Below are 18,454 nucleotides of genomic sequence, written 5' to 3'. Positions count from 1 at the left end.
AGTAATTATCAAACTGGCTTTTGAGTTTATTAATTTATCGTCATGATTTAATATTTTTGTTATTCTAAGGATGGTTTCAACAATGATAGTGCTCGATTCGGTCTATGCTAAAAACTATAAAGCTTATAAAGAAGTTGTTATAGATGTTTCTAAATTTAATGTGTTTATTGGGAAAAACAGCGCAGGTAAGAGTGCTTTAGTAAGGCTAATTCCTTTTGTCATAAATTCTTTAAATCTAGATGGCGATGAAGTTATCGACTTTTCCCCTCTGAATATAGATATTGGTGCAGAATATTCGGATGTTGTGCATGGTCATGCTGAGTTTAGTCAAATTTCTCTCGGAGCTAACTTTAAGTTAAACAACATAGAGTTGGCTTTTGTTACGGAGTTGACATATTCTACAGAGCTTAAGAAAACGGTAGTGCTAAATTTTTATTTGGCTACTAATGATCAAGTGGTGTTTGAGGTGAATTTGGACCTCGAATCTTTAGAGAAAAAGAAAGAACTTTTGTACTTGTTTGGTAAGGATCGTCTCAATCTTAAATTTAATGGTCTTTTGCCTGATTTTTCCTCATTACCTTCAATTATAAAAAATGACAACAAAGAACTTTTTGAATTAGTGAGAGTTATAAAAAATCATGATTTCAATCTTAGTTACCTGGGACCAACAAGAAGCGAACTAAGCCGTACTTTCACTAACAAGACGATGCGAAGTTTAAATGTTGGTGAAAAAGGCCAATTCGCCCCTTATATTTTTAAATATAAAGATGAACAATCAAATGGGGTTTTAGGTAATAAAATCAAAGAATGGATGTTATCACGATTTAATGGCAAGTATTTTATTTTAAAAAGCTATGAAAAGGCTTTTGCTATTTTTTGTAGTAGTGGGTTAGGTGAGTCCAATATTATCGATGAAGGGGTGGGGTTTGGGCAAATATTCCCTTCTGTTGTTAATCGATTTGCCAGAGACCTTGATAAGGTGAAAGGTATTGAGTTAATTGAACAGCCGGAACTACATATGCATCCTGCTGCATGTGGCTCAATAGCAGATCTGTATTTGACTGCTATAAGTAGTAATATGGTCTTCGTTGAAACGCATTCAAAGGAGTTTATTTTAAGGTTAAGAAGAAGAATTGCTGAAGGTATTAATGAGAAGGATATTAATATTTTTTACGTTGATACTGATTTCAATAAAAAATCAGCAGTTATTGAAAAAATTATAATTAATAAAAATGGCGCCGTCAAAAACTGGCCTGCAGGAATTTTTGAAGAAGACTTTGATGAGGTGATGGCTCTTCAGGAGGCTAACAAGAAAAAATGAAAGTAAAAATTGATGGTTCAGTTTTGAAGCATTCACCCTCTAAAGAGTTCTTTTTCGATTGTATGTCAGCGCATAGGATAAATCACAGCATCGATTCAAGTAATATATCAAATTTACTTGACGAGTTTGATGAGGACAGCGTAGTAACGGAAAAGCTAAAAAGGTTGGCTGTCATTTCTGCCAATCAAGATTTTCATCTGTCAATTACAATTACTCAAAATGGCTGTAGCAACACACATTCAATTAGTAATTTAAATGAAATTTTGAGTAGAAAAGCAGTAATAATACTCGAAAATGAGTTTAGTGATGCGGGTTTTTTAGGCGCAGTTCTTAAAGCAAAAGGCAAAGAATGGCTATTCAATCTTAAGGATATTTCATGGGAGATTAAAGGTACTGGGGGTTGTGGGCAAATACCTAGAGCGATAGTTAGTGAGGTGAAAAAATCTCACGGAATCCTGAGATTATTTGTCATACATGATTCGGATAAATTATTCCCTGGGTCAGATTACTCTGTTGCACAGAAAGCAATCATACAAACTGCTCGTAATAACAATGTGTATTGCCATACGTTACTGAAACGAGAAATTGAGAATTACATTCCCGATATAATGATATCTAATATTGACGTCACTCGTGCCAGAATGGTTAGAAATCTTGATAAGTTATCTTCAATCCAGAAGGATTACTTCGATTACAAGATTGGTTTTAAAAAGAAAGGTGGTTATAGAAAAAAAGATGATGCTTTATATAATGGTTTGTTTGAAAGTATCGATGATGATGTTTATGAATCTTTAAAGGACGGTTTTGGTAAGGATATAGCGGAAAAAATATTTTTTGATGGCTGTCAGATTAACTTGGATGTTTTTAGTAAAAGATGTGCTAATATAGATAAAGAATTTAATGATATTTGCGAGGTCATTGAGAAGATATTATGAATAGCTTTAAAAGTGAAATGCCATCAGTGAGTCCTGAGGTTACTTTTATTGATGACCTTGTTTCTAATATAGAAGGTGGTAAGATAGTTTTACCTGAATTCCAGCGGCCTTATGTTTGGAAAAAGGAAGATATTAAAAACCTCTTTGATAGTATTTATAAAGGGTATCCTATTGGCTCTGTTTTATTGTGGGATGGGGGCGGTAAAAAGATTCCTTTCCAGAATAATATCGGAGGGAGAGCAATTGATGCTACTAAAGAGAAATATTACATTGTTGATGGTCAACAGCGATTGACTACTTTGTTTTGCTGTCTTTCTGATGATGTTAGTGATGAGGATGGTAAATGGGATCTTTATTTTAACTTAAAAGATGAAGTTTTTACTCATACCATTAACAGAAATGTACCATTAGGACATTATATAAATGTTCGTTCGATTCGTAAAACAACATCTTTTTTACGTGAAGCACGAAGACTTTCTGAAGAAACAGACAACAATAGCTTTGTAGAAAAAGCAGAGTATTTGGCTGATAAAATAAGAAAATATAAAATGGCCATTATTAAATTAGATGGTGGCACTGTTAGTCAGGTGGTTCAGGTTTTTTCGAGATTAAACTCCCTGGGTAAAAGTATAAAAGAACATGATCTCGTTTATGCACTCGCTTACACTGATTCTGATCAAAACAGGGTTAACCATTTCATCAATAAAGTCAGAGGTTGTTTTGCTGAATATATTGATGTCGATCAGATGAATAACGATGTGTATTTACAGCTGATTAAGTCTGCGATTGGCTTTGAAATTTATGATAAAAATAGAGAGAAGCTCGTTGAAAGGCTTAATGAAATTGATAAAAATGAGTCATATAGACTTGGCGATATAATTGAGGCTCTTGAAGAAACATTAAAATTCATGGTTAATCATTTGGGTATAAATTCTATATCTAGATTACCGTATGTTAATCACTTGTTCATGATTTTTCATTTCTTTCATTCTGGGATTCAGAATAGTACAGTTGAAGATATGACAAGATGGTTATTTGTCTTCTCAATGTTCGGGATTGGCAATGATAGTCCGTCTAAACGTGAGAGGATTATAAATTTCTTTCGTGAGGGAATGCCTCATGATAAAGTTGATAACCAACTTGTGAAAATATTTGAGGAAAATGATAAGCCCTTTATTCCTGAAAAATTCAGCGCAGGATCAGCTTTTGCAAAAACATTAGCATTAACTATGAATTTTTTAATTAATGAAAGATTCAAAGATAAAGAGCTGAGTTTTAATATCAGGGATTTTTCTATATATCCACCTGCAAACATGTTTGGTGCTAACTTTAGCGATCATGTTGGTAATAAAGTTTTTTACAAGAGTAACAATGATAAAGACGCTAATGGTGTTGCATATGAGATTATTGACGATTTTTTAGTGAACTATGAGTCAAAGTTTAAATCAGCAGACAAAGAAGCGTTAATCCATGCAAGAGGGAAGTATATTATGAAGATATATTATGACTTTGCTCAGAAAAATATCGATGAACTTAAGGTTTCTTTGGGTATGTGATTTATAGCCCCTGAATATTTCAGGGGCCTGAACTCTTTTTATCTTTTCTGGCTGCTATCTTCCATAAAAGTACTTTTTTTAATTTTTCATATCCATGGCTGCATCACTTTCATATATTCATCAGGCAAGCCTGCAAATAGCTTAAAGTCAAATCCTTACTTTATCTTTGATATATACTGCATATCTCTTAGTTTGCACCATGACCATACTGATACTATGGTTAGTAATGTTTTCCGCAAATGGCCGCGAGTTATAATTTTCACTCTAATTAGTTTTACTTATATTTTTCAAGGTGAGGCTTGGTTATTTCAAAAATTGATTTGACGTGTAAGGTGAGCCAGCAACTAAGCTTTTGCTGTTGTTGGTTCAAAGTTCGTTGTTAAGCGTGATTCACCAGCAATCAGCGCCCTTGGTTCCAGAAACGCGCTGATACCCGCCTGACCCATTTCCCGGCCGATGCCGGAGTGGCGGAAACCGCCGAACGGCGCGCGCGGTTCGTGAGCCAGCGTGTTGATCATCACGCGGCCAGCGATCAGCTGTTCTCCCACGTTGCGCGCATGCTGTTCATCCGCCCCGATCACCAGTGCCGACAGGCCGTAATCGCTGTCGTTGGCCATGGCGATGGCTTCGGCTTCATCGCGGTAGGTCAGGATGCTCAGCACCGGGCCAAAAATCTCTTCGCGCGCCAGCGGCATTTCATTGGTGACATCGCTGAACAGCGTCGGGCGGATATACCAGCCGTGGTGCAGTCCGTCCGGGCGGCCGCTGCCGCCGGTCAGCAGGCGCACGCCCTGTTGTTCGCCAAGCGCAATATAGTGCTGCACGCGCTGCCACTGTTTCTCGTTGACCATCGGCCCGATGGTGGTGCGCGCGTCAGCCGGATCGCCGGAGACCTCCGCAGCGACTGCCGCCGTCAGCGCCTGTTCGAACTCGGCCTTGCGCTGCTCCGGCACCAGAATGCGCGTGCCGGCAATACAGGCCTGGCCGCTGTTGATAAAGCCAGCCTGAACCGCCAGCTGGGCTGCCTGGGCGGCATCGGCATCCGGCAAAATCAGCGTCGGTGATTTACCGCCCAGCTCCAGCGTGACGCGTTTAAAGGTGTCGGCGGCGCTGCGCAAAATCGCTTTGCCGGTGGCGGTCGAGCCGGTGAAGGAGATTTTCGCCACCTGCGGACTGCGGCTCAGGGCTTCACCGACGCTGGCACCGCGCCCGGTGACGATATTAAACACCCCCGCAGGCAAACCGGCGGTGTGCAGCGCCCTGGTGATCACCTGGGTCTGCAACAGGCTGAACTCGCTGGGTTTGATCACGGCGGTACAGCCTGCGGCAATTGCGGTCGCCAGTTTGTGGCAGATAAAGCCCGCGTTGCTGTTCCATGGCGTGATCAGGCCGGCAACGCCGAGCGGCAGCATCTGCACCTGCGCGCGGCCTGCCTGTTGTACAAACGGGTAGCGTTTCAGATCTTCTATTACCTGCAGAATCACGTCAGCCGGATAGCGGCTCATCCACTCGGAGCGTGCGGTGGGCGCGCCGTACTCCTCAAGGATCGCCGCGCGCAGCTCGCTTTCGGCGCGGTTAACCGCATGGTACATCTGTTCCAGTAGGGTGATGCGCTGCGCCACCGTGGTCGCGGCCAGGGCGGGAAACGCCGCCGCTGCCGCCGCAATCGCGCGTTCAGCATCCTGCGCATCGGCCAGACGCGCTTTACCGATTACGCTGCCATCGGCAGGTTTGATAATATCCAGCCATTCATCGCCGTCAGGAGTGACAAACTGGCCGTTGATATAGATGTGTTCAATCATGTGCATGGCTATGCTCCTTTGCATGTTGCGTGGCGGCAAAGTAGCACGCACCACCGGCGGCGATAATCCGTCTCCGCCTGCAAAGGGTATTGCGCGAAACGGAATAATTGATGAACCGGACAGGTCTGACTGAACTGGAAATTGTGCTGGCGGTCGCGCGGCGCGGCACCTTTAAAGCGGCGGCCAGCGAGCTGGAGATGTCGCCTTCGGCGGTGACCAATGCGGTTGCCGCGCTGGAGAAACGGCTGGGCGTGCGGCTCTTCAACCGCACCACGCGCAGCGTCGCGCTGACCGAGGCCGGACGGCGTTTCAGCGAGAAAATTGTGCCAGCGCTGGCGATGATCCGCAGCGCGGCTGAGGAAGCCGGCAGCGATCCGGGCGATCCGGCCGGCATGCTGCGTCTCAACGTGCCGCCGGAGAGCAGTGCGCTGTGGTACGCATCGATATTGCTGCCGTTCCTGCAGCGCTATCCGCGCATTCGCGTCGATATTTACAGCCAGAAAGAGCGGGTGGATATCGTGGCCGACGGCTTCGATGCCGGCATTCGGCTGGCAGAGGACGTGCCGGGCGATATGATTGCCGTCAGGCTGACGCCGGAAATGCGCATGATTGTGGTGGCCGCGCCAGCCTACCTCGCACACGCGGGCACACCGCAGACGCCAGAGGCGCTCGATCAGCATCAAACCCTGTGTATGCGCATGGCGGACGGCAGCGTTTACCGCTGGGAGCTGAGCCAGCAGCAGCAGCGTTATCGGCTGCAGGGCGAGCCGCGTATGGCGGCCAGCGACATGAGCGCTATCCACCAGGCGGCGCTGGCGGGTCTGGGCATTGCCTGCATGACGGAACAGCAGGTCGCGGCGGATGTGCAGGCGGGCCGACTGGTGCACCTGCTGCCCGGCTGGCAGGTGCCTCTCGGTGCGCTGTGCCTCTACTATCCGGGACACCGGCTGGTGCCGCCGGCGCTGCGGGCGCTCAGCGAATTTGTGCGTGCGCAGCGTGATGCTTCTGCCTCATCTGAAGCCGGATGACACCCTTTATCAGGCGTTCAGTAACTTCAGCACCTGCTGCGGCAGCTGATTAGCCTGCGCCAGCAGGGCGCTGCTGGCCTGCTGCAGAATTTGCTGACGCGACAGGCTGGAGACTTCCGTAGCGTAATCCGCATCCTCAATACGGGAGCGCGATGCCGCAATGGCGGCGGTCGCGTTACCCTGCAGCGTTTGCGCCGAGAGCAGCCGGTTAGCAACGGCGCCCAGACGGGTGCGCTGACTGTCGATTTGCCCGATGGCGCGATCCAGCGTGGCAAGCGGATCGTCCGGATGTTTCAGGCGGATCTCTGAACCGGTCTCGGCCACGCGCAGCGTCGTAAAGTTGGTGGAGGCATCGGTAACTGACGACAAAGCCGCCTGGAAGTAAATCTGCACGTCACCCACGCCCTGCAGGGTTTTCAGCATCAGGTTGCCGCTGCTGTCACTGCGGACGAAAGTGGCGGTTTTATCCAGATTGCCGTTCGGCACATCCATGTAGTAATTGCCTTCGGCGTCGAGTTTCAGCACATCATTACTGCTGTTGCCATCGACATCGGTATAGCGCACATCCACATTGGCCGGATCGAGGGTGATGTAAGAGGTGCCGGTCACGCTGTTTACCGCACTGAAGCTGTTAATGCTGCTGGCGCTGGTCGCGACGATGCTCAGGGCGTTACTGGTGCCATCCGAGGTCGCGCTGACGGCGGCGTTGTAATACTGGTAGCTACCGCCGCCGTTATCCACTTCCATTACATACAGCCCGCCGCTGGTGCGCAGCAGACGGCCATTGCTCACCGCGTTGCCGCTGGCATCGCTGAAGCTAAGGCTGGCGGTGCTGGTGTCGATCGCCGGCGTGTCGGTCACCGTGGTCGGCAGGGTGGCGAAATCGCTGTCGGATTTGGCGGCACCGCCGGTCATGCGTGCCGTTACTGCGCCGCTGCTGCCAAAGCTAAGCGTGGCTGGATACCAGCTGTTGTTCTGCTCAATATAATACTGGCCATTATCCTGCGTTAACGTGGCTGCGGGCGTGGTGCTCAGCGCGCTGCCACTGCTGTCCTGATAATTAACCGCCGGGATGGTGCGCGACGCAATGCTGCTGACGTTGCTGTACAGCGGCGCCGGATTACTGCGGCTGATCGAGACGTTACCGGCAGCCGTGGCGGTGTCCCAGCGCGCACTGACGGCGGCCAGATAATAGACCGGCTTGCCGTCGGCGTCGCTGCTCTGCACGTACTGGCGGTTATCACCACTGCTGCGTACCAGCTGCGGTGAACCGCTGGCGGGCAGATAGTTCACGGTAATTGCCGGGTTGCTGAACGCCATATTGGTGGCGATGCCGGTAAGGGTGGTGACATTGGTCACTTTGCCGCTGATGCCGCTGATCACCAAATCCTTAAGTCCCAGTGCCTCCACGCTGAAGCCGGGCGCCGACAGGTCGAGACTGATTTTCTCGTTGTCATTAGCGCCCACCTGGAATCCCAGCTTACCGGCGCTGCCATCCAGCAGCCTGATGCCGTTAAAGCTGCTGCTGGTATTAAGCCGGTCAATCTCTTTCAGATTGAGGTTAATCTCCGCCTGAATGGCGTCTGAGTCGCTCTGCGAATTGGTACTGTTTAATCCCTGAACCGCCAGCTGGCGAATCCGCTGCAAGCGGTTATTGATCTCATCCAGCGCGCTTTCCGCGGTTTCGACCAGTGACAGGCCGTCACCGGTATTACGCTGCGCCACCGCCAGGCCGTTCTGCTGGCTGCTAAAACGGTTACCAATCGCCTGACCTGCCGCATCGTCACGCGCGCTGGTGATGCGCATACCCGACGATAAATGGCGGATCGCATCGCCCAGCGCCGCGCCACTTCTGGCAGATTGCTTGCTGGCGTTGAGGGCAGACAGATTGGTTTGCAGGCTGATCATTTCCGGGCTCACTGATAAATACACTGATAGCGTTATCGGCATTTACCGGCTTTCTTTAAAAAAATATTTGGCCTAAGTCACGTCAGCGAAGCGCTGATTGTTAAAATAAGCAGCATGAAATCGCGCTAAGTTGAGTTTGTGATGCGGTAAGGATCTGTATTTTTTCGCACGGCGCTAATTTATAGAGGCAGGGCTTGACGACTACTAAAAATAGCAGGTCAGCAGAATGAATAAAGATTATTACTGCTTAAGCGGGACGGCGAGGGCGTAACCCATTGCGATAACAACCGCTTAGGACGCTACTGGACTTATCCGCCGGTTTCCCTGCTCTTATTCCTGGTCAGCAGCGCGCGCCGCCCTTATCAATCGCCGCGGTTGCGCTTTATCCATGCTAATCAGTCAGCGCGAAATATTGTGGCGGGGCGGGTGAGTAAATTCCGTTTTGGTCTGGAAGGCATTGACCTTATAACTGCGCCTGGTAAGAATGCGGTAAAAGTTTTGAATCAGATCGCAATTTTTGGCCTTGTGCCATTTGCAGTCCGGCTGCGATAGCCGGACTGAATTAACGCCACTTGCACCCCGCGCCGCGCAACACACATCGCGGCGTAATAAAAGTGCAGGGCATACAGCAAATATCGTTAATGTCGTGACGCTCGTTGCGAAGGCCCGTCGAAAGATGCACCTTTTCAACCGCGGTCGGCAGTTCCCGTTCTCCTGATGCGGCAAAAAATAGCTGGAGAGGTAGCGCCGATCAGGATAACGAATAAACCTCTATCTGATAAATGTTTTACCCGACAGCAACGCAATAAATACGTTGCTGTGCAGGAAGTGTTGGGGCTAACTGGCTGATAAATCACTGAACTCTGCGGAGTGCAGCGCCCCTTCTTTACGCCTGAAAATGCACCAAAGAGAATTCCAGCACGCTGGTCGCTGTAAGCCAGGGGCGGTAGCCTGCGGTTTTTATCCTTTAAATCGCCAGATAAACCTGACCTGAATATATAGCGAAATTCTTATCTGGCGCCAGCGAAAAATAGACGTGTTCCGGCGGTCATATTTTGCTGAGGAAACTCTGAAAACAGCGGTGTATTAATGTTAAGCCGGATGAAAGCATGGGCCGTTAAACGTTAAGTATTAACGGTTCAGTATCGATTTTTATTTTGTCACGGCGGGTTTAACCCCCAATAAATTATGTTTTGAGGTCATATGCAAACTCCCGTTAACGACGTGCTGATTAGCGTCATTGTGCCGGTGTATAACGCCGCAGCTTATCTGGAAAGATGCATCGACAGCCTGCTGCAGCAGGATGAGGTTCGCTTTGAGGCCATTTTTATTAATGACGGCTCCAGCGATGACTCGCTGGCGATCCTGCAGCGTTACGCCGGTTATCCGCAGTTCCACCTTATCAGCCAGGCCAACGCGGGTGTCTCGGCGGCGCGCAACCGGGGCATTCGCGCCTCGCGCGGCCGGCTGCTGTGCTTTTTAGACGCCGATGACTTTCTGCCGCCCCAGGCCTTCTCGACGTATGTGCGGCTGATGAGTGATGAAACGGCGATGGTGGTAGGCGAGTCACAACATTTCAACCCGGACGGTGCCCCGCTGGATTTTCCCGCCAACCGTGAACAGGCGCACACGCTGTCGGTATCGGCGGCGATTAACGATCTGCTCTATTACCATCCGCGCCACGGTATCTGCGACAAGGTGTTTCGCGGTGATGTCATTCGTGAGCACCGGCTGCGGTTCAACGAAGAGATTGCCAATTTCGAAGACCTGCTGTTTGTCATGAATTACCTGCATCTGCAGCAGGATCGCCAGGTAGTGATGACGCAGCGGGTGGTTTATCACTATGTCAAATCCACGCACTCCGCCACGCGTTCGGCGCTGCGGGAAAAACATTTCTCTTTTGCCCGCTCGTTCAGCGGCATGAAAGCATTTTTATCGAGCCAGCATTATCGCTGTTATTACCACCTTTATTTAAAAGTCACGGCGTCTTACATCCACAAAGGGCTGCACAGCGACAGCCTGAGCCGCGCCTTCATTGATGAATACATCACGCTCTATCGCCGCAGTTTCCGCAGCTGGTGCACCGCCGGACCGCTACTTAATCCGTGGAGCCTGTACTTTGCGCTGTTTTTCATTAGCCCGCGCCTGGTTTCACGGCTGCGCCGGCTGGCAGAGAAATAATCGCACCGGAGGCGTTGTGAAAGACAAATTAAAAAACTCCATGTGGATGATTGCCGAAAAGCTGATTGCGGTATTCGGCCTGATCTTTGTCACCTCCTACGTGGCGAAATACGTCGGGCCCACCACCTTTGGCATTATCTCCATCGCCATGCTGGTATTTCAGTTTATTCAGACCATCGCACTGATGGGCAGCGATGTGATTTTGCTGAAACGCATCGCGCAGAATCATCATTCCGGCCTGCGCCTGATGATGGCGACCTTCCTGCTGGTACTGGTGCTGTATTGCGTGCTGTCGATTGTCGGCATGGCGATTATGGAAGAGGAGTGGAGCGCCGACGCGCTGGTCTTTATCTGCGCGGCAGCCATTGCCTGCCTGTTCTCATCCATTGACCTGGTCAATATTTACAACGAAGCGAGGCTCAACGCGCGTCTCAATGTGATTGCCAACGTCATCGGTCTGGCGATCAGCCTGACGGTGCGCTTTCTGATCTCCTATTACCAGCTGGAACCGGCCTGGCTGGCGATTCCGATTGTGCTCGCCACCTTTATTCCTTTCACCATCAAGTTAACGCTTTTTCTGCTGTATGAGCGGCGTGCACCGCTTCCGGCGCTGCGCCACGTGAAAAAGTATTCGCGCTACATGCTGGTGTCCGGCATGTCGCTGATCTTCTCTGCGATTGCCGTTGCGCTGTATACCCGCGTGAATCAAATCAGCGTCTCTTATTTTCTCGGCGTGAAAGAGGCGGGCATTTTTTCCGTGGCGCTGACGTTGTCGACCGCCTGGGTATTTTTACCCAGCGCGCTGCTGGCGTCGTTTTATCCGGCGTTTTTTGCCGAGCGGAATGACCAGCAGGCGATCGTCAAAGCGCAGAAACTGCATCTGCTGGTGATTGGCGTTTCCGCTGCGGTAATTGTGGCGATCTGGCTGCTGTCGGGCTGGTTTATTCGTGACTTCTACGGTGAGCAATATCTTGATGCGGTCGCGCCAACGTTATTACTCAGCCTCGGTGCGATGTGCGCGGTGCTCAGCAGCGTTATGGATCGCTTCATCATTAAATATAACGGCTATCGCTATCTGGTGAAGAAAACCTTCGCGGTATTAGTGATTTGTCTGCTGTCGTCGCTGCTGCTGGTGCCGCATTTCGGTTTAACCGGTGCCGCCATGAGCGTGGTATTAACCGAGTTTTTATCGTTCTCCCTGCTGAATTACTTTTTCCCGGCACAGCCGGTCATGCGTATTCATCTGATCTTTTTCAACCCCAGGAAACTATGGCAGCTCTTTAGCACTATCAAAACCTCAGACAGTAAAGAGAGTTTATCATGAATGAAAAAACGCTATTTAGTATTATCATTCCCGTCTATAACGCGCAAAACACTATCCGGCGTACGCTGCAAAGCGTATTAAATCAAACCTTCAGTAGCTATGAAATAATTGTTGTCAACGATGGCAGTCGCGATAACAGTGCCCGGATTTTGCAGGAATTTGCGCACTATCCGCAGGTTACGGTGCTTAATCAAATTAACGCGGGCGTCAGTGCGGCTCGTAATAGCGGGCTGCAGCAGGCCAGCGGAGAATATGTCCTGTTTCTCGATGCGGATGACTGGGTTGACGATAACTTCCTGATGAGTTTCAAACTCAATCTTAATGCCTGGCCGGCCGAATCGGTGGACTTAATGGTCGGCAATCTCAACGACAACCGTATCGGCAAAGTCTCGCAGGCGGGATTCTTCAGCCAGCAGGATATTCCTTACGTGCTGGGCGAGCTGGAGATGAGCGACAACATTGGCTATCTGCATAATAAATGTTATCGCCGCCAGATTATTGACGATCTTCATCTGCGCTTCATGGAAGGCGTCTCGATGAGTGAGGACCTGCTGTTTAACCTGAAGTTTTTCAGCTGCGTCAGTAATTTTTTGATCACTCCAGGCGCGGCTTATCACTATGAGGATGTGGCGGGATCGCTGTCGAAACGTAAAGTGCAGTACAGCGAACTGAAAGTGCGTAAACAGTCGCTTACCGATTTGTACGATTCGATTGTGGAAAAGTACGCGTCGGGTAATCTCGACCATTTTTTAAAAGCGATCTCGAAACGCGTGCTGGCACTGGATATGCAGATTGTCACCGCTATGTATCACGCCTCGTTTTCACCTGCTGATATTGCGCAGGAAATTAATCAAATCAAGCGCGGAAAATATTCTAAAGGTATTTTTACGCTGCTGAATAAAAATGAAAAACTGAAGTACATGATTATGAATTTGAATACTATCACAGCGTACTATTTCCTTTATGCCCTCTATAGAATGCGGGCATTCTGATTTTCAATTCTCCCGGCGTTATCCTCTGGCGACGTGCTGCATTGCCCGAGGCTAGCTGCCGGGGGAGTTTCCTCCACAGCGCTCTGCTGCAGGCAACACCCCCGCACTTCATTCTCCCGCTCACGTCCACTTCGCGCTGTGTCTTGCACTCCTGACGCTTCTCAGGTCAAATAGCGCCCCAGGCAATCGATTGCGTGCGTGTTTTGTGCGTTATTGTTGCTTTTATCGCCATCTCGCGCATTTTTACCGCCTTTGTGATGCATGTCTTGCGTTGCGGCAATCCACGCCGGGCAAAAACGGGTAGCATAGGCGCGTTTTGTGAAGCGACCGCACGCTGCAGGCCGCCGCGAATTTTTAGCCGTCGTTCCGGCTGCATTTGAGACAATTTTGGAGAGACAGATGGATAACTCACAAACCGGTACCCTTGGTACGGTGGAGGCGGCAGCAACCGGCTGGCGCAAGAGTGATACGGTGTGGATGCTGGGCCTGTACGGCACCGCGATTGGCGCAGGGGTACTGTTTCTGCCGATTAACGCCGGCGCGGGCGGGTTGATTCCATTACTCATCATGGCGATTCTCGCCTTCCCGATGACCTTCTTTGCGCACCGTGCGCTGACGCGCTTTGTGCTCTCCGGCAAAAATCCCGGTGCGGATATCACGGACGTAGTGGAAGAGCATTTCGGTGTCGGCGCCGGTAAGATCATCACGCTGCTCTACTTCTTTGCCATCTACCCGATCCTGCTGATGTACAGCGTAGCGATCACCAATACCGTGGACAGCTTTATTGTGCACCAGCTCGGGCTGGTATCGCCGCCGCGTGCGCTGCTGTCGCTGATTTTGATCGCTGGCATGATGACGGTGGTGCGCTTCGGCGAGCAGATGATTGTCAAAGCGATGAGCGTGCTGGTGTTTCCGTTTGTGGCAGTGCTGATGTTGCTGGCTGCGTATCTGGTGCCGCACTGGCACGGTGCGGCGCTGGAGACCTTATCGTTTGCGCAAAGCGGTAGCGACAGCAGTATCTGGATGACGCTGTGGCTGGCGATTCCGGTGATGGTGTTCTCCTTCAACCATTCGCCGATTATCTCGTCTTTTGCCGTGGCGAAACGCGCCGAGTACGGTGCCGGCGCGGAGAAGAAGTGTTCACGCATTCTCGCCAGCGCCCATCTGATGATGGTGGTGACCGTGATGTTCTTTGTGTTCAGCTGCGTGCTGAGCCTGTCGCCCGCCGATTTACAGGCAGCAAAGGCGCAGAACATCACCATTCTCTCCTATCTGGCGAACCACTTTAACGTGCCGATGATTGCCTGGATGGGGCCGATTGTCGCCATCGTGGCCATCACTAAATCGTTCCTCGGCCACTATCTGGGCGCGCGTGAAGGCTTTAACGGCATGGTAGCGAAGTCGCTGCGCAGCCGCGGCAAAACCATCACGCCGCAGAAAATGAATCGCCTGACCACGCTGTTTATGCTGCTGACTACCTGGCTGGTTGCCACTCTGAACCCAAGCATTCTCGGCATGATTGAGACGCTGGGCGGGCCGGTGATTGCGATGATTCTGTTCCTGATGCCGATGTACGCTATTCATAAAGTCCCGGCGATGCGCCAGTACAGCGGTAAAATCAGCAACCTGTTTGTGGTGCTAGTGGGGATTCTGGCGATTTCTTCCATCGCTTATTCGCTGATGAATTAACAGCAGGACGCGGTGCGCCGGACCCGATGCGCACCGCCATGACAACGCCAGCGACACTGAACGGCCCCGTCTGACGCATGCAGAACGGGGCTGTCTGTTTTAAACCGCAGCGGTTTTAAACACGCTCATCGACTGCGCCAGACGATCGGCCTGCTCCTGCAGCGCCTGAGACGCAGCGGACGCTTCCTGTACCAGCGCGGCGTTCTGCTGCGTCACCGCTTCCATCTGCGTAATGGCCTGATTGATTTCACTGATGCCGCTGCTCTGTTCGCTGCTGGCGATGGTGATTTCGCTCATGATCTCCGCCACGCTGCTTACGCTATTGACGACCTCACCAATGGTCGAACCGGCGTGCGTCACCAGACGGCTGCCTTCATCCACCTTCGCCACCGAGTCTTCAATCAGCACTTTGATCTCTTTCGCCGCAGAGGCAGAACGCTGCGCCAGGTTACGCACTTCTGTGGCGACGACGGCAAATCCGCGACCCTGTTCACCGGCGCGCGCCGCTTCGACCGCCGCGTTGAGCGACAGGATGTTGGTCTGGAAGGCGATAGAGTCAATCACGCTGATGATGTCGACAATCTTCTTCGAGGAGAGGGCAATCGCCTCCATCTTCACAATCACCTGCTCCATCACTTCACCGCCTTCTTTGGCGACGCCGGAGGTTTTCGCCACCAGCGAGTTGGCTTCGCGCGCATTGTCGGCGTTGTGCTTCACGGTAGCGGTCATTTGCTCCATCGCGGACGCCGTCTCTTCCAGCGAGCTGGCCTGCTGTTCAGTGCGTGAAGAGAGATCGATGTTGCCGCTGGAGATCTGGCTGGACGCCACGGCGATGGTGTCGGATCCGGCGCGTACGTCGGAAACAATGGTCAGCAGGTTATCGTTCATCGCCTGCAGCGCCTGCATCAGCGCACCCGTTTCATCTTTGCTGCGTATTTCAATGCGCGAGCTGAGATCGCCGGCGGCCACCTTGCTGGCGATGGTCACCGCTTCATTCAGCGGATGCACAATCGAACGGGTCAGCAGCCAGCCCATCACCACGGCAGCGAGAATGGCGAGCGCGGAGAACACCAGCGTGACTTCAATCGCCGTGGTGCCATCATCAATAATGCCGGCGCCTTCCTGCTGGAGCTGCGAGGACTGGGAATCCGCAAACGCCACCGCCAGGTCGAGGTAGGCATTCTGCACGGCGGTAATTTTTTTCAGTACGTAGTAGCTGGCGTCATCGGCTTTACCGGCCCGCACCAGATCCAGCACCTCATTTTTCTGCTGTTCAAATTGCTGACTGGCAGCCAGCAGGCTGGCAATTTTCTTCTTGCCCACGGCGGTAATCTGAATCGCTTCGATCTTCTTCATCGCCGCGTTGGTACGGGCGGTGGCGTCTGCCAGCTGCTGAAAGCGCTGCACGTTGAACTGCGGTCGGGTGGTATCGATGACGATGCCACGCAGGTACTTGATCTGATCATTGACGCCATCGCGCACGTCAAAGCCGAGCCGCACTTTTACATAGCGATCTTCCACAATCGAGGTAATGCCGCTCTTGATGTTGTTAATCTTCATGATTGAGGTAATACCAATCACCACCAGTAGTGCCACCACTAAACCAAAGGCGATGCCCAGGCGGACGCCGACCTTCATATTCTTTAAGCTCAACATTGGATCTCCCCGCAATGCCAGAATGCTGTTGTATTAAAACGGAAACGCAGACGACGAGTCTGCAATATGTCGATGATGTGTAAAGGAAAGATTTTTTGCCGTTGCGACGAGACGGGTCTGGCGCCACCAGCGCAGGCGCTAAAGTTATCGGTTGCTAATGTTTTAACTTTAATTTTTTAGGGGTTTGTCACAAAACGGTTAAGAGGGCTTAAGATTGATTAATCACTGGTCGTAATTAGCTGGCGTCACGGCCTATGCCGGTGCGCAAAATTGCGCACCCTACAAAAACGCGCAGAGGCGGATGCGATATCTGCATTATCCCGTCGCACAAACCGTAGCGGCGCGATTCATCGCGCATTTTATTTCCCGCACCGCGGCGGAATGCGCAATAAATTGCGCCGCTACCACCCGTGCGGTCATCAGCGGCATCACATGAAAGGAATATTAGTCACCCGTGCGGTTATCAGCGGCATCTTATGAAAGGAATTTCTGCGCGATACGTCGCGCCATCATGATTCATTGCGGATGGGATATCTGCATTATCCCGTCGCACAAACCGTAGCGGCGCGATTCATCGCGCATTTCATTTCCCGCACCGCGGCGGAATGCGCAATAAATTGCGCCGCTACCACCCGTGCGGTTATCAGCGGCATCACATGAAAGGAATATCAGTCACCCGTGCGGTTATCAGCGACATCCTATGAAAGGAATATCTCCATGACACGTCGCACCATCATGATTCATTGCGGATGGGATATCTGCATTATCCCGTCGCACAAACCGTAGCGGCGCGATTCATCGCGCATTTCATTTCCCGCACCGTGGCGGAATGCGCAATAAATTATGCCCTCTGCAAAAAACACGCAGAGACCCTGTAGGGTCACCATTCATGGTGACCTGGGACGATTAACTGACCAGCAGTACAGGATAAATACGCCGTTACGGTAATGCTGCTGAAGGCAGGCGAGCGGGCACAAAAAAGGCGCGAACATCGCGCCTGAGGGGAAAATCGGGGCAAGCGCTTAGCGCTTCTTCTCCAGCACGCGATAAATCACGCTGGAAAGCTCGTTGATTTCAAACTTAGCGACGTAACCGTCAGCGCCCACTTTGCGCACGTGATCTTCGTTGGCGCTGCCGGACAGCGAGGAGTGAATCACCACCGGAATCTGCCGCAGCGCGTCGTCGCGCTTGATGTTGCGCGTCAGGGTAAAGCCGTCCATCTCCGGCATTTCGAGGTCGGTCAGCACCAGCGCGATTTTGTCGTGAATCGACTCGCCGTTAGCCTGCGCTTCTTTCTGCATCTCGCTGATTTTAATCCACGCTTCAAGCCCGGTATTGTGCATGATGGCCGGAATGCCCATGCTTTTCAGCCCCTGTTCCAGCAGCTGACGCGCCACTTTGGAGTCTTCAGCAACAATTGCTACCTGGCCGGGTTTAAGGTTGAAATTCTTCGCCGTCTCTTCGCTCGGCTCAACACCACGCACCGACGGAATGATGTCATACAGAATCTGCTCGACGTCGAGCACCAGTGCCAGATTGTTGCTCTGACCGTCGGTGTCCAGACAGGCGATGCTGGTGATGTTACGGCTGCCGATGCCTGCTTCCGCCGTGTGCACCTGATTCCAGTCGAGACGCACAATGTTCTCCACCGATTCCACGGCAAATGCCTGGGTGCTGCGCGCGTATTCGGTCACCAGCAGCAGGTTGAGGCCGGTTTCCGGTTTACAACCGGTTACGGCCGGCAGGTCGATCACCGGAATAAACTGGCCGCGAATGCTGGCCATGCCGAGCAGCGGTGAATTCATGCCGGCGGCGCGGGTAATCGTCGGCATCGGCACAATTTCACGCAGTTTAAATACGTTGATGCCGTACAGCTCAGACTTGCCTTTCAGCCGATCGGAACCCAGCCGGAACAGCAGCAGTTCGAATTTGTTAGAAAGCGCAAGGTTGGCGCGTTCATCGATCTCTTTCTGAAAATTATCCATTGTGGCCTCGGGGCAGAATCTGGGCGGAGTAAAGGGCAGGGCAATAGCGCCATGATTAACTTATCGGCAGCGGAGGA

General features: G+C 51.0%; 13 protein-coding genes. 8 read left to right on the top strand and 5 right to left on the bottom strand.

Annotated features, from left to right (window positions below; genetic code table 11):
• Positions 1 to 82 precede the first annotated feature (82 nt).
• From AC6I8F_RS14985 to AC6I8F_RS14975, 3 genes are read left to right on the top strand one after another with little or no spacing between them, the layout of a single operon-like run.
• Complete coding sequence (locus tag AC6I8F_RS14985) at positions 83 to 1,321, top strand: AAA family ATPase (RefSeq protein ID WP_498028183.1); 1,239 nt, start codon at positions 83 to 85, stop codon at positions 1,319 to 1,321.
• Complete coding sequence (locus AC6I8F_RS14980; protein ID WP_058769342.1) at positions 1,318 to 2,256, top strand: hypothetical protein; 939 nt, start codon at positions 1,318 to 1,320, stop codon at positions 2,254 to 2,256. Before AC6I8F_RS14985 ends, AC6I8F_RS14980 begins: the two co-directional genes overlap by 4 nt.
• Positions 2,253 to 3,812 (top strand): DUF262 domain-containing protein, encoded by a 1,560-nt coding sequence (locus tag AC6I8F_RS14975; protein WP_072208987.1) that lies wholly within the window; start codon positions 2,253 to 2,255, stop codon positions 3,810 to 3,812. The genes AC6I8F_RS14980 and AC6I8F_RS14975 overlap by 4 nt, the downstream gene beginning before the upstream one ends.
• 344 nt (positions 3,813 to 4,156) lie before the next feature.
• Here AC6I8F_RS14975 and AC6I8F_RS14970 read toward each other — a convergent pair whose 3' ends face one another.
• Positions 4,157 to 5,620, bottom strand: coding sequence for an aldehyde dehydrogenase family protein (locus AC6I8F_RS14970; protein ID WP_498028182.1), 1,464 nt, complete (start codon positions 5,618 to 5,620; stop codon positions 4,157 to 4,159).
• A gap of 104 nt (positions 5,621 to 5,724) precedes the next feature.
• On the opposite strand from AC6I8F_RS14970, the gene AC6I8F_RS14965 reads away from it, so the two are divergent.
• Entirely contained in the window at positions 5,725 to 6,642 is a 918-nt protein-coding gene (locus AC6I8F_RS14965) for a LysR family transcriptional regulator (protein WP_498028181.1), read from the top strand.
• Positions 6,643 to 6,651: 9 nt separating this feature from the next.
• Here AC6I8F_RS14965 and AC6I8F_RS14960 read toward each other — a convergent pair whose 3' ends face one another.
• Positions 6,652 to 8,550 (bottom strand): flagellin N-terminal helical domain-containing protein, encoded by a 1,899-nt coding sequence (locus AC6I8F_RS14960; protein WP_498028180.1) that lies wholly within the window; start codon positions 8,548 to 8,550, stop codon positions 6,652 to 6,654.
• Between the two features lie 1,203 nt (positions 8,551 to 9,753).
• Between AC6I8F_RS14960 and AC6I8F_RS14955 the strand changes: the two genes are divergently transcribed.
• The 3 genes from AC6I8F_RS14955 to AC6I8F_RS14945 are packed head-to-tail and all read left to right on the top strand — an operon-like array spanning position 9,754 to position 13,047.
• Entirely contained in the window at positions 9,754 to 10,731 is a 978-nt protein-coding gene (locus tag AC6I8F_RS14955) for a glycosyltransferase family 2 protein (RefSeq protein WP_498028179.1), read from the top strand.
• Between the two features lie 16 nt (positions 10,732 to 10,747).
• Positions 10,748 to 12,055, top strand: coding sequence for an oligosaccharide flippase family protein (locus AC6I8F_RS14950; protein WP_058758004.1), 1,308 nt, complete (start codon positions 10,748 to 10,750; stop codon positions 12,053 to 12,055).
• Positions 12,052 to 13,047 carry a glycosyltransferase family 2 protein gene (locus tag AC6I8F_RS14945; RefSeq protein WP_021507262.1) on the top strand — a complete coding sequence of 332 codons (996 nt, stop codon included), beginning with the start codon at positions 12,052 to 12,054 and terminating at the stop codon, positions 13,045 to 13,047. The genes AC6I8F_RS14950 and AC6I8F_RS14945 overlap by 4 nt, the downstream gene beginning before the upstream one ends.
• A gap of 166 nt (positions 13,048 to 13,213) precedes the next feature.
• On the opposite strand, the gene AC6I8F_RS14940 is transcribed toward AC6I8F_RS14945, so the two are convergent.
• A complete protein-coding gene (locus AC6I8F_RS14940) occupies positions 13,214 to 13,459 on the bottom strand; it encodes a hypothetical protein (RefSeq protein ID WP_315655215.1) in 246 nt (81 codons plus the stop codon).
• Here AC6I8F_RS14940 and AC6I8F_RS14935 point away from each other — a divergent pair.
• Positions 13,447 to 14,736 carry an HAAAP family serine/threonine permease gene (locus AC6I8F_RS14935; protein ID WP_021507261.1) on the top strand — a complete coding sequence of 430 codons (1,290 nt, stop codon included), beginning with the start codon at positions 13,447 to 13,449 and terminating at the stop codon, positions 14,734 to 14,736. The genes AC6I8F_RS14940 and AC6I8F_RS14935 overlap by 13 nt on opposite strands.
• Positions 14,737 to 14,835: 99 nt before the next feature.
• Here AC6I8F_RS14935 and AC6I8F_RS14930 read toward each other — a convergent pair whose 3' ends face one another.
• Positions 14,836 to 16,392, bottom strand: a complete 1,557-nt coding sequence (locus tag AC6I8F_RS14930; protein ID WP_136547420.1) for a methyl-accepting chemotaxis protein — start codon at positions 16,390 to 16,392, stop codon at positions 14,836 to 14,838.
• Positions 16,393 to 17,414: 1,022 nt separating this feature from the next.
• Entirely contained in the window at positions 17,415 to 18,377 is a 963-nt protein-coding gene (locus AC6I8F_RS14925; protein ID WP_021507259.1) for a chemotaxis protein, read from the bottom strand.
• Between the last annotated feature and the right edge of the window lie 77 nt (positions 18,378 to 18,454).

Source organism: gamma proteobacterium symbiont of Axiagastus rosmarus, assembly GCF_059730925.1.
Note: the sequence above shows the minus strand (reverse complement) of the source record. Positions and strands in the feature narration are given on the sequence as shown.